This window comes from Devosia sp. XGJD_8, from assembly GCF_046614475.1.
In the GTDB taxonomy this organism is placed as follows: Bacteria; Pseudomonadota; Alphaproteobacteria; order Rhizobiales; family Devosiaceae; genus Devosia.
Map to the genome: position 1 here is coordinate 2,043,773 of NZ_JBKJHF010000001.1, position 16,311 is coordinate 2,060,083.

The following is a 16,311-nucleotide window of genomic DNA, read 5'->3' on the forward strand; positions in this document are numbered from 1 at the left end:
ATGTTGCAACAGGCACCGACTTCCAAAGCCAGCCGCGCCCGTTTCATCACCTTTGAGGGTGGCGAAGGCGTCGGCAAGTCCACGCAGATCAAGCGGCTGCTGCAGAACCTGCAGCGGCACGAGATCGAGGCCGTGCGCACCCGCGAGCCGGGCGGAACACCCAAGGCCGAGGCCATCCGCTCCTTCATCCTGCAGGGGCGGTCGGAAAGCTGGGGGCCGGGTGCCGAAGCCGTGCTGTTCGCTGCCGCGCGCCTCGACCACGTCAACCAGTTGATCGCGCCCAATCTGCGCAATGGAACCTGGGTGCTGTCCGATCGCTTCCACGATTCCACCCGCGCCTATCAGGGCCTGACCGGGGGCGTCGATGACAAGCTCATTGCCGGCCTTGAATCCCTTGCGCTCGATGGGCACACGCCGGACCTGACCATCGTGCTGGACATGGATCCCGAAGCCGCCTTCAAGCGTGTCGCCGATCGGGCCGTCGAGGATGGCCTGGCGCTGACCGGCGATCGCTTCGAAAAGGAAGAGCTCGACTGGCACAAGCGCCTGCGCGAGGGCTTCCTGGCCATTGCGCGTGACAATCCCGAGCGCTGCGTCGTGATCTCCGCCGCCCAATCCGAAGAGGCCCTCGAGGCGGCCATTTGGGAAGTCGTGCGCCAGCGCTTTCCCGAACTGTTGCGCGGTTCGCAGGCGTGACCGATCCGGACGGCCTCGCCGACATCCTGCCGCCCGAGCGGCGCCAGCAGGCGCGCGGGCATGACAAGCCCCGCGCGGCCATTCTTGCCCAGCTCGCCGAACGCCGCCTGCCGGGCGCCATCCTGCTGCATGGTCCCCAGGGCATCGGCAAGGCGACCTTTGCCTTCGAGCTGGCTGCCGCCATCCTGACGGCAACCGGCGACGAAGAGGGGCACCGCGTCGAGGAACAGGTCGCGGCCCTGTCGCATCCCAATCTCTTCCTGCTGCGCCGGCGCCTCAAGGACAGCAAGGGCTATTACACGGTCATCCGCGTCGAGGATGTACGCGAGCTGCGCGACAGCCTGCATCACACGCGGGGCAGGGCGGGGCACCGCGTCGCCATCATCGACAGTATCGACGACTGCAACGCCTCGGCTGCCAATGCCCTGCTCAAGACGCTGGAAGAGCCGCCCGCGGACACCATCTTCCTGTTGGTCTCGCACCGCCCCGGTCAGCTGCTGCCGACCATCAAGTCGCGCTGCCACAATGTGGCGCTGCGCCCGGTGGACGACGAGGCCGTGCGCGGCGTGCTGCTGGACCACGATCCGGGCCTGGGCCAGGTCGAACTCGATCGTGCCATTGCGCTGGCCGGCGGCCGTCCCCGGCGGGCCTTCGAGACCCTGGCACTTGAGCCGGAATCCGCGCTTGGTGCGCTGCAGGCCTGGCTCGCCAACCCAGCGCAACATCCGGCCGGGGTCATGCTGCAGCTGGCCGACGCGCTCGGCGCCGATACGCAGAGCACCGAACTCACCTTCGCCCGCGAAATGCTGGATGACTGGATGGCCGATGAGGCCCGCAACGCCGCCATGCAGTCACACAATCGCAGACGCCTTGCCTCCGCCAACGAGCTATGGGACAAGGCACACGCCCTCTTCGCGGACGCCGACAGCATCAATCTGGATATGAAACAGACGCTTGTCGCCATTTTCGATGCGATCAGGAAGCACGTTGCAACGACCGTTTCCACCGAGCCCCAATGACCGCCAAGCCCTTCTACGTCACGACTGCGATTTCCTATCCCAACGGCGCCCCACATATCGGCCACGCCTATGAGATGATCGCGACGGACGCCATCGCCCGCTTCAAGCGGCTCGAGGGCCGCGAGGTCTATTTCCTGACCGGCACCGACGAGCACGGCATCAAGATGGTGCAGACGGCCGCCACCCAGGGCGTCACGCCGCGCGAACTGGCAGACCGCAACTCCGCCGAGTTCCGGCGCCTGGCCGAAGCGCTCGACATTTCCAACGACGACTTCATCCGCACCACCGAGCAGCGGCACCATGAGGCCAGCCAGGCCATCTGGAAGAAGATGGCCGCCAGTCACAACGGCGACATTTTCCAGTCCACCTACAAGGGCTGGTACTCGGTCCGCGACGAGGCCTATTTCGATGAGGACGAGCTGACGGAGAAGGACGGCAAGAAATTCGCCCCCTCCGGCGCCGAGGTGAACTGGGTGGAGGAGCCGACCTATTTCTTCCGCCTCTCGGCCTATCAGCAGAAGCTGCTCGACCTCTACGAGTCCAATCCCGATTTCATCGCGCCCAAGGAGCGGCGCAACGAGATCATTTCCTTCGTAAAGGGTGGCCTGCAGGACCTCTCGATCTCACGGACGACGTTCGACTGGGGCATTCCCGTGCCGGACGCGCCGGACCACGTCATGTATGTGTGGGTCGATGCCCTGACCAACTACATCACCGGCGTCGGCTTTCCGGACGAGCAGAGCGAGCTGTTCAGGAAGTTCTGGCCGGCGGACCTGCATGTCATCGGCAAGGACATCATCCGCTTCCACACCGTCTATTGGCCCGCTTTCCTGATGAGCGCCGGCATCCCCGTGCAGCACCGGGTCTTCGCCCATGGCTTCCTCACGGTCGACGGCCAGAAGATGAGCAAGTCGCTCGGCAATGTCATCGATCCGTTCGAGCTGATCGCCGAATTCGGCGTCGACGCCGTGCGCTACTTTTTCCTGCGCGAAGTCTCCTTCGGCAATGACGGCGACTACAGCCACGAAAAGCTCGTGCTGCGCGTCAATGCCGACCTCGCCAACAACCTGGGCAACCTGGCGCAGCGCTCGCTGTCGATGATCAACAAGAACTGCGACGCCAGGGTGCCGACACCGGGTCCGCTGACCGAGGCCGACCAGGCCATCATCGCCGAAGTGGGCGCGGCCATCGACGCCGCGCAAAAGGCCATGGATGAGCAGCTCGTCCACGAAGCCACCGGCGCGATCATCGCGGCCCTCAGCTCCGCCAACAACTACTTTGCCGGCCAGGAACCCTGGGCGCTGAAAAAGACCGATCCGGACCGCATGGCCACCGTCCTCTACGTGACGGCCGATACGGTTCGGCGTCTTGCCATCCCCATGCAGGCCTTTGTGCCTGCTTCCGCCGCCCGTTTGCTCGATCAGCTCGGCGTTTCGCAAGAAAACCGCCAGCTTGCTGACAGCAAGACACCAGCAGGCTTGCAGCCTGGCACCGAATTGCCGGTGCCGCAGGGCGTCTTTGCCCGCCTTGAACGCAAGGCGGAATAGCATGCTGATCGACAGCCATTGCCACCTCGATTTCGAGGCCCTGGCCGGGGATATCGACGGCGTTCTGGCCCGTGCCGAGGCCGCCGGCGTCTCCGGCATGGTGACGATATCCACACTTGTGGAGAAGTTTTCCACATACACCGCCATCGCGGAACGTTATGAGAACGTCTGGTGCTCGGTGGGCACCCACCCGCACAATGCGGACAAGGAACTGCATATCGAGGTGGATGAACTTGTCCGCCTAAGTGCCCATCCGCGCTGCGTTGCCATCGGCGAAGCGGGGCTGGATTACTTCTACGACAATGCGCCGCGCGAGGCCCAGGCCACGGGGCTGCGCCGGCATATTGCAGCCGCCCGGATCACCGGTCTTCCACTGGTTATCCACAGCCGCCAAGCCGACGAGGACATGGCGGCCATCCTTGAGGAAGAAACCGGGCACGGCGCCTTCCCCTTCGTGCTGCATTGCTTCACCGCCGGCCAGGAGCTCGCCCGCCGCGCCTTGGCCCTCGACGGCTACATTTCCTTCTCCGGAATCATCACCTTCAAGAACGCCGAAGAGATCCGCGACGTCGCCAAATTCGTCCCGGCCGACCGCTATCTCGTTGAAACTGATGCACCTTATCTGGCGCCCATCCCGCATCGCGGCCAGTCCAACGAACCCAGTTTCGTTCGCCATACCGCCGAGAAGCTGGCCGAAGTGCGCGGCATCAGCCTCGAACAGCTCGGGGCCGAGACCACCGCCAACTTCGCCCGCCTCTTCGCCAAGACCGGGCTCGCCTGAGCCATGAGCGCCGCCCAGCGGATCGTTGCCACCATCCTCGGCTGCGGTTCCTCCGGCGGCGTGCCGCGCATCGGCAATGTCTGGGGCGACTGCGACCCCAGTGAACCGCGTAACCGCCGGCTGAGATGTTCTCTTTTGCTGGAAGGGTTTAGCGAGGGCAGCGAGACCCCGACCCGGGTTGTGATCGACACGGGCTGTGACCTGCGCGAGCAGATGCTGGCCGCCAATGTCGACCGCGTCGAGGCCGTGCTCTACACCCACGCCCATGCCGACCACGCCCATGGCATCGATGACCTGCGCGTGCTGGCGCTGCACAACCGCCGTCGCGTCAACGTCTATTTCGATGCCGCAACCGGCAATCGCCTGCGCGAAGCCTTTGGTTATTGCTTCGTCTCGCCGCCCGGCAGCGACTATCCGCCCATCCTCAATGCCCATGAAATCGCCACTGGCGACACGCTGGAGATACAGGGGCCGGGCGGGACGATCACGGTCGCGGTCTTCGAGCAGGCACACGGGAACATCAGCTCGCTCGGCTTCCGGGTCGGCAATTTCGCCTATTCCTGCGACTTGTCGGGTTTTCCCGAGGCATCTTTTGACGCGATTTCCGGGCTCGACCTGTGGGTGATCGATGCCCTGCGGCCGACACCGCATCCGAGCCATCTGAGCCTGCCCGAAACGCTGGACTGGATCGCCCGCTTCGCGCCGAAGCAGGCGGTGCTGACCAATATGCATATCGATCTCGACTATGCCCGCACGGAGGCCGAAACGCCGGCCAATGTCACGCCGGCCTTCGACGGCATGCAGATCGATGTCATCAGCGGGCAAATTCTCAACCGCTAGCTTTCGGCGTCCCAGTATCCGGCCGCATTAAGCTGCAGTCGCGGCGAGGCCAGCGGCGCCGCGATACGATCGCGCCAATCCCGCAGCGGCTCCTGCCAGCGCTTGCCCTGCAGCATGGCGGCGACAATGGCTACCGGTTCGATGCCAGCCTGTCCCAGCAATTTGAGGACCGCCGCCATCGACGTCCCCGAACTGATGACATCGTCCACCACAGCCACCCGCCTGCCTTCAAGCAGCGGCAGCGAGCGCGGGTCGAGATAGATGGTCTTCTGCTGCGTCGGGCTGGTGATCGACGACATGGGGGCCGAGAACTCGTCGCGATACCAGAATTTGCGCGAGGTCCCGAGGGCCACCATGCGATCGTGGCCAAGCCGGCGGGCGACATTGTTCGCCAGCGGCAGGCCCAGCGTCGGTACGCCGATAACCACATCGGGTGCGTGTGGGCGCAACAGATCGGCCATGGCCGCCGAAATCGCGTCTTCCACCGCAAAACTGGCCTGGTTGATGATCAGCGAAGCGACCGCCGCCGTGCCGTCCCCGGGCAGCACGCGGATGGGCAGCAGCAGTTGCCGGCCGTCTGGCAGGATCGCAGGAAACCCTTCCACCCAGCCCTGGGGTGGCTGGAGATGGGTCCCCTCTGCGTCAATGGCCTGCCAGAACTGGTGCGGAACGAGAGGCAAGAGCGTGTTTCCTTGCTGGCTGGCGGCAAATGGTGGATGCTGCGCTTACGTTGATTTTCAAGAGCTTAGCAATCCATGACCCATGGAGACAACGACCCTTTCGAGCTTGAGGCGATGATTGCCCTGCGCCGGGATCTGCACGCCCATCCCGAACTCGGCTTCGAGGAAATACGCACCAGCGGCATCGTCGCGCAATGGCTGGAAGAGGCAGGCATTGAGGTCCATCGCGGGCTGGGCAAGACCGGTATTGTCGGCACGCTCCGGGCCGGGACCGGCAGCCGCTCCATCGCCTTGCGCGCCGATATGGATGCACTGGCCATGCCCGAACTGGGCGATGTGCCCTACAAGTCCAGCACCGCCAATACCATGCATGCCTGCGGCCACGATGGTCACACAGTGATGCTGCTGGCGGCGGCACGCCACCTGGCGCGCACGCGCCGGTTTTCCGGCACGGTGCATTTCATCTTCCAGCCGGCCGAGGAGGGACGCGGTGGGGCGCGGGCCATGCTGGCTGACGGCTTCCTTGAGCGCTTTCCGATCGACGCCGTCTACGGCCTGCACAACATGCCGGGCCTGGCGCCCGACGAGATGGCCGTGGTCACTGGGCCGCAACTGGCGTCTTCCGACAGCTGGGAGGTGACCTTTCACGGCGTCGGCACCCACGGGGCCAAGCCGCATCTGGGGCGCGATACCATGACTGCTGCCGCGCATTTTCTCACCGCCATCCACACCATCGTGGCCCGCCGCGTCGATCCGCTGCAGCCGGCCGTGGTCAGCGCCTGCGCCATTACCGGCGGCGACTTCCGCGCGCTCAATGTCATCCCCGATGATGTGCAGATCGGCGGCACGGCGCGCGCCTATTCGGCAGAGGTGCGCGACCAGCTGGAGGCAGAGATCGGCCAGTTGGCGGCGGGTGTGGCCAGCATGTTCGGTATCCACGCCAGCTACACCTTCAAGCGCCGCATCGCGCCCGTGATCAACGATGCCGGCGCAACGGCCGCAGCCTTTGCGGCCGCAGCAGCCGTAACGGGTAAACCCGTGGTGACGGATTTCCCGCCCTCCACCGCCGGCGACGACTTCGCCGAATTCAGCAATCGGGCGCCGGGCTGCTATGTCTGGCTGGGCAATGGCCCCGCTGTGGATGGTGCGCTGCACCACAATTCCCGCTACGACTTCAACGACGCGGCGATCCCCACCGGCGCCCGCTACTGGACCGCGCTGGTGGAGCAGGAACTGGCCTAGCGAAAGCCGCTGGCCAACAGGGCGAGGGCCCGCTCCGCGTCGACGCGCATGGCAACGGCGACGGGTGACCCCGTATCGGTCTGCGTCAGCGCGCCGGCATCCGGATCGTCCCCTAGATTGACCGACAGGCGCAGCACTTCGATCTCGAACAGCTCAGGCGCCAGGGCGAGCAGCATCACGCAAGGGTCGTGCAGGGGCCGGCTCTGCTTGCCATCGACCAGATAGGCTGTGAGGATGTCGGCCACGAGGTCGCCCGCCTTGCTGCCCCGCAGCGCCTCGATATAGGCCCGGTCAGCCCGCAATCTGCGTGTCACATCCAGCGGCACGATGGTGGTCCGGATATCCGAGCGCAAGACCAGCGCCACCGCTTCCGGGTCAGCGGCAAAGTTGAATTCGGAAGCCGGGCCGGAATTGCCGGGCTCGGCAATGGCGCCGCCCATGACGATCAGGTTGCCGATACGCCCCGCCGCCTCGGGAAAGGCACTCACCAGATGGCCGATATTGGTCAGCGGGCCCAGCGCAAGAATGTCGATGGAACCGCTTGGCGCCGCCAGCAGCGTCTCGGCGAGCCAGGCCACGGCATCTGTCTGGACCGGAGCCAGGGGCGGGGGCAGGGTGATGCCGCGGAGCCCATCGGCCCCATGCACGACGATGGCGTCGATATTGTCGCGCAGCATGGCCGTGGCGGCGCCGGAAATCACGGGGATATCGCCTCGCTCCATGACGGCAAGCAGGCCGCCGGCATTGGCCGACGTCCGCTCCAGCCCGATATTGCCGGCAACCGTGGTCAGACCCAGGACGTCAAAGCGCCCGCTCGCCAGCGCGAAGAGAATGGCCACGGCATCGTCGAGGCCCGGGTCGGTGTCAATGACGACTCGTCGGTTCATAAAGGGGAGCCAGCACCATTTCGGGGACCTTCACAAGACCTTTGTCGGTGATCCGGATCTCCGGAATGACCGACAGGGGGATCAGGTTGAACCCCATATAGGGGATGCTGCAGCCCGCATCCTGCCATGCACGCTTGAGCGCCTGGTTCTCCGCGGCCACCTCATGCACGCGCTTGTCGGAGAGCAGACCCGCCACCGGCAGGCCGACAAAGGCCGTCACCTTGCCATCCTGCACCACGACCACGCCGCCCTTGGCCGCCTCGATCGTGGCGAGCGCCAGGGCCATGTCGGCCTCGTTGGTGCCGGCCAGGATGATATTGTGGCTGTCATGGCCGACGCTCGAGCCAACGGCGCCGTTGCGAATGCCGAAATCCTGCAGCAGGCCATGGGCAATGCCGCCATCGGATTTGCCATGGCGCTCGATGACCGTGACAAAGCTCAGGCCGTGGCGCTCGAGAATTGTCGACCAGTCATTGGCCGGCTCGATGGCCACCTTGCGATGCGGCAACACGATGCCGGGCATTTCGATGCCGATGGCATTGGCGATGACGGGCTCCGTGGGCAGTTCGGGAACGAGCTTGCGCGCCCTGGGCAGGTGGACGGTGTTGTAGGCCGCCTCGGGATAACGATAGCGCTGATTGAGCGTGGCTTCGAGCAGGGGCGTCACCTTGCGGTCACCGACCACCAGTTCCCCGCCATACCATGTGCTGACGGGTTTCATCGTGTCATCGAGCAGCACCAGATCGGCCCGGCGTCCGCCGCCGAGGCCGCCGATCTCGTCACCCATGCCGAAGCGGGTGGCGCCATGCAGTGAACCCATGGCCCAGGCCTGTTCCGGCTTCATGCCGCAGCGAATGGCTTCGCGCACCACCCAGTCGAGCCCGAAGTTCAGCAGGTCATCGGCGTCGCGATCGTCCGTGCAGACGCAGAAGCGCTTGTGGCTGGCGCCCAGCTCGGTGATCGGCTTGATCGCCTCGACGATGGAATTCCAAGGCGTCGCCGGATTGCCGCCACGCAGGAAGACCCAGATGCCGGCATCGACGAGGTCATTGGCGATCTCGCGATCGATGGCCTCATGCGTGTCGGTGACGCCCGAGGCCGCATAGGGCGCGACGAAGTCGCGGCCATAGATGTGACCGGAAACCGGCCGGTTACGCCTGAGGGCTTCGGCAATGATGGAGTGGCTGCGCGGGTCGCCCATGGCCACGGGCACGAAATCCATCTTTTCGCCGAGGGCGACCGCCTCAGGCCACTTGTCGAACAGGGCGCCGATCTTGTCCGGCGTCAGGTCGCCGCCGGCGGTTTCGAGTTCGGGGGAGGTGGCGGGGACAGTGGAGGGTACGGTGAGGAAGATGGAGAGGGGCGCCATCCGCGCATCGTCCAGCATGGCCTCGACGCCGGCGACGTCCATCACATTGCCGATCTCGTGGCTGTCGCAGAAGATCGTCGTCGTGCCATTGAGCAGGGCCGCCTCGGCATAGGCGCAGGCCGTCACCATCGAGCTTTCGATGTGAATATGCGGGTCGACCAGGCCCGGCGCGATAATGCCGCCCCTGGCGTCATAGATGGCCTTTGGGGCAGGGCCCTTTCTGTGCGCACCAGCCGGCATGACCGCAGCGACACGGCCATTGGCGAGCCAGATCTCCCGGTCCCCGGCGATCCGCTCCGAATAGGTCGAGAGCACCCTGGCGCCGGTGATGACCAGGTCCGCCGCGGCGCGTCCACCGGCCACGGCCGCCAGGTGCATGGTGCTGGCATGCAGCGGGGCGACGGAAAAGCGGGTGATGGTCATGATCTGGTCTCCGAGAAGGCGGCGAGAATGCGCACCCAGGAGCGGATGCCCTTGTGGAAGCTCGACAGGTCGTATTTCTCGTTGGGGCTGTGGATGCGGTTGTCGAAGCGGGCAAAGCCGATCAGGAGGGCATCCATGCCGAGTTTCTGCTTGAACTCGCCGAGGATAGGGATGGAACCACCCGTGCCGGCCAGCGCCGCCTCGCGGCCCCATTCGTCGCTTAACGCCCCGCGGGCCTGGGTCAGCAGCGTGCCGTCGAGGGGCATCATCTGGGCGGGGGCGGCGGCATAGGCCTTGAACGTGACGGTGCAGTCGGGCGGCAGGAGGCTCTGCACATAGTCGCGGAACAGCTGTCGGATATGGTGCGGATCCTGCCCGGCGACGAGGCGGAAGCTGAGCTTGGCACTGGCCTTGGCGGGAATGACAGTCTTGAAGCCGTCACCGGTATAGCCGCTCCAGACGCCGTTGATCTCGCAGGTGGGACGGGCCCAGACCTGTTCGAGTACCGAGCGGCCGGTTTCCCCGGCTGGTGTGGATAGGCCAACATCGGCGAGGAACTTGCTCGCGTCGAACGGCAGGCGGTTCCACTGCTCGGCTATGGCCTGGGGCAGCTCCACCACGCCATCATAGAATCCGGGAATGGCCACGCTGCCATCCTCGTTGCGCAGCCTGCCGATGATGGTGCCGATGACCTGCGCAGCGTTCCGCGCGGCGCTGCCGAACATGCCGGAATGCAAGTCCCTGTCAGCACAGGTAATTTCGAACTCTTCGCTGACAAAGCCGCGCCACATCGTGGTGATGGCCGGTGTATCGCGGTCCCACATGTCGGTATCGCAGACCAGCATGACATCGGCCCGCAGGCCCTCGCCATGCTCGGCCAGGAACGGCCCGAGGCTGGGGCTGCCGGCCTCTTCCTCGCCCTCGAACAGCATGGAGATACGGATCGGCAGGGCGCCGGTGACCGCCTTGAAGGCGCGGCAGGCTTCGATGAAGGTCAGCAACTGCCCTTTGTCGTCTGATGCGCCGCGACCCAGGATATGGGTCTCCCCATCGGGCTGCGGCGCCAGCGATGGCTCGAAAGGCTCGGTGTGCCAGAGGTTGAGAGGATCGACCGGCTGCACGTCATAGTGGCCGTAGAACAGGACATGCGGGCCGGCAACCGCCGGGCCATGCGCCACCACCATGGGGTGGCCGTCGGTGTCGCGCACCGTCGCGTCAAAGCCCAGGCTGCCAAGCTCTTCACGCAGCCACTCGGCCGCGCGGCGACAATTGGCAGCGTAGCGCGCCTCGGTCGAGACCGAGGGGATGCGGATCAGCTGGAATAACCTGTCGAGGCTCTGGGGGATATCCGCATCCACCCGGGCGAGGATAGCGTCGAGCTGGGTCATGGCACCTCGTCGATCTGCCGCATTTCGGCCTTGAACATGACCGCGATATGAACGGCATCGCTTGTGGTTTTTGCCGGGTCGAGCGTCTCGACGCGGCGGTCGCGCATCAGCCAGCGGCCGGCAACCATTGCATGGGTCACATCCGACGGCATGGCGGCAAAGACGAGAGCCGAATAGGCATCGTAGATCGGGTGGATGCGCGGTGCCGCGAGGCTGATCCGGATCAGGTCGGCCTGCTTGCCCGCTTCGAGCGATCCGACCCTGTCGGCAAGGCCCAGCACAGTGGCGCCCTCGATGGTCGCCATGCGGATGACGTCGACAGCGGGCAGCGGCTTGCGCGAGCCGCCCAGCAGCTTGGCGAACATCGAGACCGGTGCGAACTGGCTGAACAGGTCCAGCGTATTGCCGCTCATGGCGCCATCGCTGCCGATGCCGACCGGGATGCCCGCCCGTCGCATTTTCTCCACCGGGGCAATGCCGCGGCCGGCCTTGCCATTGGAGCGCGGGTTGGTGACGGCGTGGACGCCGGCCTCGGCCATCATGGCGATGTCGGCATCATCGAGCTGCAGGCAATGGGCCGCAATAAGGCCCGGCTTGAGCAGGCCCGCATCGCGCGTGACGGCCACCGTGCTCTGGCCATGCGTCTTGCGGGCCCAGTCCACCTCCAGAGTGCTCTCGGCCAGGTGCATCTGCACCGGCACGTCGGGATGGTCGGCCGACCACTGGGCGATCCGCTCCATCACGGCGAGGCCCGTGGAGTAGGGGGCATGCGGGGCGATGGAGGGGGTGAGCAGCGGCTGGCCGGCACAGGCATCGACCAGTTCTTCGACCCGGGCGAAGCCTTCGTCGAAGCTCTTGTGGTCGGGCGGATCGAAATCGGCCAGGGTCTGGCCAAGCACGGCCCGCAGTCCGGCAGCCGCGCAGACCTTGGCCACCTCGGTTTCGAAATAGTACATGTCGGCGACGGTGGTGACGCCGCCTTGGATCATCTCCAGCGCCGACAGGGCCGAGCCGATGCGGACCATGTCGGGCGTGACGAACTTGCGCTCCAGCGGCAGGATATAGCGATAGAGCCGGTCATCGACATCTTCAGCGAGGCCCCGGAACACCGCCATGCCCATATGGCAGTGGGTATTGACCATGCCCGGCATGACGATATCGCCGCCACAATCGATGATTTCGGCATTGTCGATCACCGGCGGCGTGCCGGAGCCGAGCGCGGTGATACTGGTGCCATCGATCTGTAGCCAGCCGGGATTGTGCTCGGTGAGGGCCGGGTCGATTGTGAGCAGCCAGGCATTGGTGAGGATGGTCGTCATGGTGTGGCGCTATGGTCCACCACCCACCGGGCGGCACCTCCCCCTCGACGGGGGAGGGTGGGAGGGGGTGCGAGAGCCCCGATATAAGGGCCAACCGCCCCCCACCCTTGATCCCTCCCCGCAAGGGGGAGGGTGTCGACTGCGAATTCCGGGCCTTCCACCAGCATCAATCCGCTTCCGGCGCCAGGATCGTGCACTGTTCCGGCACCGGTACGAGCTTGGCGGCGACGCCCGGCTCCAATGGACGGGTCAGCGGACCATTGGCGACCAGCGCGCCGGCCGGGGTCTCGCACTGATACTGGTAGGCGCGGCCGAGATAGGTGCGCAGGCCCAGCGTGGCCGGAATGCCTTCCATGGCGAGGTTGTCGGTGACGGCCAGGCCATCGGCCCGGCAGGCGAGTGTGAAGCGGTCGGGAATGGTGCCGAACTGTTCCAGCGACAGGGTCAGCCTGACCCCGCCCGGCGCTTCGGCGGTAACCTTGGCTCCGTCGCGGGCCACGACCTTCATGGCGATGAGATTCTCGAAGCCGACAAAGCGGGCGACAAAGGCATTGGCGGGGCGCTGGTACAGCGTCTCCGGCGTATCGAGCTGCATGATGCGGCCGGCATGCATGATGGCGACGCGATCAGAGATGGAAAAGGCCTCTTCCTGGTCATGCGTTACATAGACCGAGGTGGTGCCATTGGCGCGCTGCAGCTGGCGGATCTCGACACGCATGTCGATGCGCAGCTTGGCATCGAGATTGCTCAGGGGCTCATCGAACATCAGCAGCGGCGGCTCGATGACCAGGGCCCGGGCCAGCGCCACGCGCTGCTTCTGGCCACCAGACAGGGCGCCGGGCAGGCGATCGGCTAGATGGGCAAGGCCGACGCGTTCGAGCATGGCAGTGACGCGTTTGGTGCGGTCTGCACCGGAAATGCCGCGCTGCTTCAGACCAAAGCCGACATTGTCGGCCACCGACAGATGCGGGAACAGCGCGTAGTTCTGAAAGACCAGACCAATGTCACGCTGATAGGGCGGCAGGCGGGTGAGGTCACGACCACCCAGGGTGATGGTGCCCGAAGTGGGCTGCAGGAAGCCGGCGACAAGTCGGAGCGTCGTGGTCTTGCCGCAGCCGCTGGCGCCGAGCAGGGAAACGAGCTCTCCTTCGGCTACCGACAGGGACAGGTTTTCCAGCACCTGGGTGGTGCCGTAATGGGCGGAGATCGACTGGAGCGTAAGGGCCTGGGTCATGGATACTACTTGGCTAGGAAGGTCAGGCCGAGCGTGCGCTCGACAATGGCCATCACGGCCACGGTGAGAATCATTAGCAGCACCGAGACGGAGGCCACTGTGGGATCGAAGAACTGCTCCATATGCGCGAGCAGCTGGATGGGCAGGGTGGAGAGCCCGGGTCCGGTCAGGAAGATCGAGATCGACACATCGTTGATCGAAGTGATGAAGGCCAGGATGAAGGCCGCGATCACGCCAGAGCGGACATTGGGTAAGAGGATCGTGAAAAAGGTCTTGAGCGGCGGCGAACCGAGGCTGATCGCGGCCTCCTCGATGGAGAAATCGAAGGAGGCGAGCGAGGCGCTGATCACCCGGACCACATAGGGCAGCACCAGCAGCGAGTGACCGAACAGCAGCGAGATGTAGATCGGCGAATTGAACTGCACAGCGAGGTTCTTGAGCAGCGAGAAGCCCAGCACCAGCTCGGGCACCAGCACGGGCAGGATGAACAGGGTGGAGAGCCAACCCGGCAGCTGGATGCGATGCCGGTTGAGCGCATAGGCGGCCGGAATACCGATCACCAGGGCGATCATGGTCGAGAGGAATGCAATCTGCAGGCTGGTGACGATGGTGCGGCGGAAGGCGTCGATCTGGAAGATGTTCTCGAACCAGCGCAGCGACAGGCCCTGGGGCGGGAAGGTGAGATAGGTGGTGTCGCTGAGCGCGGCGCCCAGCACGATGATCAGCGGCCCGACCAGGAACATGAAGACAAGGACGGTGCCGGCGATCAGCAGGGGGTGGATTTTATGGGTCATCACACGGCCATCGGGTTGAGGCGCCGGGCGACGCGGGTCATCAGCAGCACGATGGCGATGGTGATCACCACCATGACCGCGGCAATGGTCGAGGCGGCCACCCAGTCGAAGGTCACCATGGCCTGCTGATACATCAGCGTGCCCATCATCATCACCTGTTCGCCACCCAGCAATTGCGGCGTGGCATAGGAGGTGAAGCTTCCGGTAAAGACCAGCACGGCGCCGACGATGAGGCCCGGCACGGCCAGTGGCAGGGTGACCTGGAGGAAGGTGGCCGACGGCTTGGCCCCGAGCGAGGCCGAGGCCTGGATCAGATCATCGGGAATGCCCTCCAGTACGCCGACCAGCGTCAGGATCATCAGCGGCACGAACAGATAGACCATGGCCACGATGACGGCGCCCTGGGTGTAGAGCATGCTCATTGGCTCGCCGATCAGGCCCAGGCTCAGCAGGGTTGAATTGAGGATGCCGTTCTTGCCCAGGATGATGAGCCAGGCAAAGGAGCGCACCACGACGCCGGTCAGCAGCGGAAACACCGCCGCGATGATGAGGATGGATTTCAGCCACCCCGGCGCGCGCGACACCACATAGGCGGTGAGAAAGCCGATGACGAGGGCAATCGCCGTGGTGGCCAGCGACACCTGGATGGTCCGCATCAGCACGGTGCGGCGGAAGCCGCTGCCGAAAAAGGCCTGATAGGTGGCAAGGGGACCGGCAGGCGTGGTGAAGGTGGTGACAATGGTCGCCAGCACCGGCAGCACGAGAAAGACCACGACCAAGAGGGTCGCGGGGGAGGCCAGGGTCCAGCCGGCAAAGCGTTTCATTGATGGGCCTTCCGTGGCGCTCAATGGGCGCCACAACCACGATGTCACCCCGGCAAAGGTCGGGATGACACCGCGTGTGTAATTCGTTCAATGCGAAACAGGCGCGGCTGGGCCGCGCCTGCAGCTCTTACATGCCGAAGATTTCGTTCCAGCGATCGACCCAGCCACCCTTGGCGGCGTTCATCTTGACGTAGTCGACGCGCTGCAACCCGTCGATCACGTCGGCGCCATAGGTCCAGAGCGCAGCCTGTTCATCGGTGAGCTCGACCGAGGTCACCACCGGTGCATCGACGCCCTGTTCGGCCAGCTGCTGCTGGATTTCGGGGGAGAGGATGAAGTTGATGAACTCATAGGCCAGTTCCGGCTCGGCAGCGCCGACCGGGATATTGACCGTATTGAGCGTGGCGATCGAGCCTTCCGCCAGGTCGGCCCAGACCACGGTCGGCACGGCAGCCCGGATCTGGCCGAGCGTGAAATCCTGCGCAATGGCAGCGCTGACTTCACCGGTCGAGAACAGGTTGATCATCTCCGAGCCGGTATTGTAGTTCTTCACTACATTCGGCTTGAGCTCCTCAACGGCGGCAAAGGCGGCGTCTTCATCGGTAAAGGCGTCGACGCCGGCATGATCGCCCGCCTTCATGACCACCATGGGGCCGGCCGTGGTGGTAATGCCGGGCAGCGACAGCGACGATGCCAGGTCTTCGCGCCACAGGTCGTTCCACGAGGTGATCGGGGTGGTCACCTTGGCCGAGTCATAGACGATGCCGACGCGGCCGATCGTATAGGCCGGGCCGTAGCCGCCCTGCGGATCCTTGGCGAGGTCATAGATGCCCGCCAGGTTCGGCAGCTTGGCCGGATCGATCTTCTGGAACAGGCCAGCTTCGATGCCCTGCTGGCTGAAGCTGTCGGAGAAATAGGCCACATCGACGCCGCCGCCGTTGCGGATCTGGATCTTGTTGAGGCGCTCGCCATTATTGCCGGTCTCGAACACGATCTCGCAGCCGCACTGTTCGCGGAACGGCGCCAGCACGATGGATTCGAGCTTTTCGCCGTTGAAGCCCCACCAGGAAATGGTGAGCGTCTTGCCCTGCGCGGAAGCGGGGGCGGCGGAGAGCAGGGCAGTGGCGGACAGCGCCAGAGCAGTGACGAAAACTTTTTTCATTTTCAGCTTCCTTATACATCGCCGGCGGGGCGCCAGCGATGGATTGACGAATGGGCGGCTCCCTGGTCGAAGCCTATTTTTGCGGCTGGACCTCGGCAAGCCCAAA

15 protein-coding genes are annotated in these 16,311 nt (G+C 65.0%); 6 read left to right on the forward strand and 9 right to left on the reverse strand.

Annotation, left to right across the window (positions count from 1 at the left end):
- From tmk to ACLI1C_RS09635, 5 genes are read left to right on the forward strand one after another with little or no spacing between them, the layout of a single operon-like run.
- Window positions 1–696, forward strand: coding sequence for a dTMP kinase (tmk, locus tag ACLI1C_RS09615; protein WP_411396638.1), 696 nt, complete (start codon window positions 1–3; stop codon window positions 694–696).
- The gene (locus ACLI1C_RS09620; protein WP_411396639.1) at window positions 693–1,715 is read left to right on the forward strand and encodes an AAA family ATPase; all 1,023 of its coding nucleotides are present in this window, start codon (window positions 693–695) and stop codon (window positions 1,713–1,715) included. The genes tmk and ACLI1C_RS09620 overlap by 4 nt, the downstream gene beginning before the upstream one ends.
- Window positions 1,712–3,262 carry a methionine--tRNA ligase gene (gene metG, locus ACLI1C_RS09625; protein WP_411396640.1) on the forward strand — a complete coding sequence of 517 codons (1,551 nt, stop codon included), beginning with the start codon at window positions 1,712–1,714 and terminating at the stop codon, window positions 3,260–3,262. Before ACLI1C_RS09620 ends, metG begins: the two co-directional genes overlap by 4 nt.
- A 1-nt stretch (window position 3,263) precedes the next feature.
- Window positions 3,264–4,043: a TatD family hydrolase gene (locus ACLI1C_RS09630; RefSeq protein WP_411396641.1), complete on the forward strand. Its 780-nt coding sequence runs from the start codon at window positions 3,264–3,266 to the stop codon at window positions 4,041–4,043.
- Window positions 4,044–4,046: 3 nt separating this feature from the next.
- Complete coding sequence (locus ACLI1C_RS09635; protein ID WP_411396642.1) at window positions 4,047–4,883, forward strand: MBL fold metallo-hydrolase; 837 nt, start codon at window positions 4,047–4,049, stop codon at window positions 4,881–4,883.
- On the opposite strand, the gene ACLI1C_RS09640 is transcribed toward ACLI1C_RS09635, so the two are convergent.
- On the reverse strand, window positions 4,880–5,563 hold the full coding sequence (locus ACLI1C_RS09640) for a phosphoribosyltransferase (protein WP_411396643.1): 684 nt from the start codon (window positions 5,561–5,563) through the stop codon (window positions 4,880–4,882). The genes ACLI1C_RS09635 and ACLI1C_RS09640 overlap by 4 nt on opposite strands.
- A 75-nt stretch (window positions 5,564–5,638) precedes the next feature.
- Between ACLI1C_RS09640 and ACLI1C_RS09645 the strand changes: the two genes are divergently transcribed.
- Window positions 5,639–6,805 (forward strand): M20 aminoacylase family protein, encoded by a 1,167-nt coding sequence (locus ACLI1C_RS09645; RefSeq protein ID WP_411396644.1) that lies wholly within the window; start codon window positions 5,639–5,641, stop codon window positions 6,803–6,805.
- Here ACLI1C_RS09645 and ACLI1C_RS09650 read toward each other — a convergent pair.
- The 8 genes from ACLI1C_RS09650 to ACLI1C_RS09685 all read right to left on the reverse strand — a co-directional run bounded on the left by ACLI1C_RS09650 (window position 6,802) and on the right by ACLI1C_RS09685 (window position 16,205).
- Window positions 6,802–7,692, reverse strand: a complete 891-nt coding sequence (locus tag ACLI1C_RS09650; protein ID WP_411396645.1) for a nucleoside hydrolase — start codon at window positions 7,690–7,692, stop codon at window positions 6,802–6,804. The genes ACLI1C_RS09645 and ACLI1C_RS09650 overlap by 4 nt on opposite strands.
- Entirely contained in the window at window positions 7,670–9,487 is a 1,818-nt protein-coding gene (locus ACLI1C_RS09655) for an adenine deaminase C-terminal domain-containing protein (protein ID WP_411398286.1), read from the reverse strand. The genes ACLI1C_RS09650 and ACLI1C_RS09655 overlap by 23 nt, the downstream gene beginning before the upstream one ends.
- On the reverse strand, window positions 9,481–10,872 hold the full coding sequence (locus tag ACLI1C_RS09660) for a M20/M25/M40 family metallo-hydrolase (protein ID WP_411396646.1): 1,392 nt from the start codon (window positions 10,870–10,872) through the stop codon (window positions 9,481–9,483). Before ACLI1C_RS09660 ends, ACLI1C_RS09655 begins: the two co-directional genes overlap by 7 nt.
- Window positions 10,869–12,191: an amidohydrolase family protein gene (locus tag ACLI1C_RS09665; protein WP_411396647.1), complete on the reverse strand. Its 1,323-nt coding sequence runs from the start codon at window positions 12,189–12,191 to the stop codon at window positions 10,869–10,871. Before ACLI1C_RS09665 ends, ACLI1C_RS09660 begins: the two co-directional genes overlap by 4 nt.
- 166 nt (window positions 12,192–12,357) lie before the next feature.
- Window positions 12,358–13,425 carry an ABC transporter ATP-binding protein gene (locus ACLI1C_RS09670; RefSeq protein WP_411396648.1) on the reverse strand — a complete coding sequence of 356 codons (1,068 nt, stop codon included), beginning with the start codon at window positions 13,423–13,425 and terminating at the stop codon, window positions 12,358–12,360.
- Between the two features lie 5 nt (window positions 13,426–13,430).
- Complete coding sequence (locus tag ACLI1C_RS09675) at window positions 13,431–14,222, reverse strand: ABC transporter permease (RefSeq protein WP_411396649.1); 792 nt, start codon at window positions 14,220–14,222, stop codon at window positions 13,431–13,433.
- Window positions 14,219–15,043: an ABC transporter permease gene (locus ACLI1C_RS09680; protein WP_411396650.1), complete on the reverse strand. Its 825-nt coding sequence runs from the start codon at window positions 15,041–15,043 to the stop codon at window positions 14,219–14,221. Before ACLI1C_RS09680 ends, ACLI1C_RS09675 begins: the two co-directional genes overlap by 4 nt.
- 127 nt (window positions 15,044–15,170) lie before the next feature.
- Window positions 15,171–16,205 carry an ABC transporter substrate-binding protein gene (locus ACLI1C_RS09685; RefSeq protein WP_411396651.1) on the reverse strand — a complete coding sequence of 345 codons (1,035 nt, stop codon included), beginning with the start codon at window positions 16,203–16,205 and terminating at the stop codon, window positions 15,171–15,173.
- Between the last annotated feature and the right edge of the window lie 106 nt (window positions 16,206–16,311).

Excerpts from the sequence above, each read along its gene's own strand:
- tmk (WP_411396638.1), top strand. The coding sequence starts at position 1 with ATGTTGCAACAGGCACCGACTTCCAAAGCCAGCCGCGCCCGTTTCATC.
- metG (WP_411396640.1), top strand. The coding sequence starts at position 1,712 with ATGACCGCCAAGCCCTTCTACGTCACGACTGCGATTTCCTATCCCAAC.
- ACLI1C_RS09630 (WP_411396641.1), top strand. The coding sequence starts at position 3,264 with ATGCTGATCGACAGCCATTGCCACCTCGATTTCGAGGCCCTGGCCGGG.
- ACLI1C_RS09635 (WP_411396642.1), top strand. The coding sequence starts at position 4,047 with ATGAGCGCCGCCCAGCGGATCGTTGCCACCATCCTCGGCTGCGGTTCC.
- ACLI1C_RS09645 (WP_411396644.1), top strand. The coding sequence starts at position 5,639 with ATGACCCATGGAGACAACGACCCTTTCGAGCTTGAGGCGATGATTGCC.
- ACLI1C_RS09650 (WP_411396645.1), bottom strand. The coding sequence starts at position 7,692 with ATGAACCGACGAGTCGTCATTGACACCGACCCGGGCCTCGACGATGCC.
- ACLI1C_RS09660 (WP_411396646.1), bottom strand. The coding sequence starts at position 10,872 with ATGACCCAGCTCGACGCTATCCTCGCCCGGGTGGATGCGGATATCCCC.
- ACLI1C_RS09665 (WP_411396647.1), bottom strand. The coding sequence starts at position 12,191 with ATGACGACCATCCTCACCAATGCCTGGCTGCTCACAATCGACCCGGCC.
- ACLI1C_RS09670 (WP_411396648.1), bottom strand. The coding sequence starts at position 13,425 with ATGACCCAGGCCCTTACGCTCCAGTCGATCTCCGCCCATTACGGCACC.
- ACLI1C_RS09680 (WP_411396650.1), bottom strand. The coding sequence starts at position 15,043 with ATGAAACGCTTTGCCGGCTGGACCCTGGCCTCCCCCGCGACCCTCTTG.
- ACLI1C_RS09685 (WP_411396651.1), bottom strand. The coding sequence starts at position 16,205 with ATGAAAAAAGTTTTCGTCACTGCTCTGGCGCTGTCCGCCACTGCCCTG.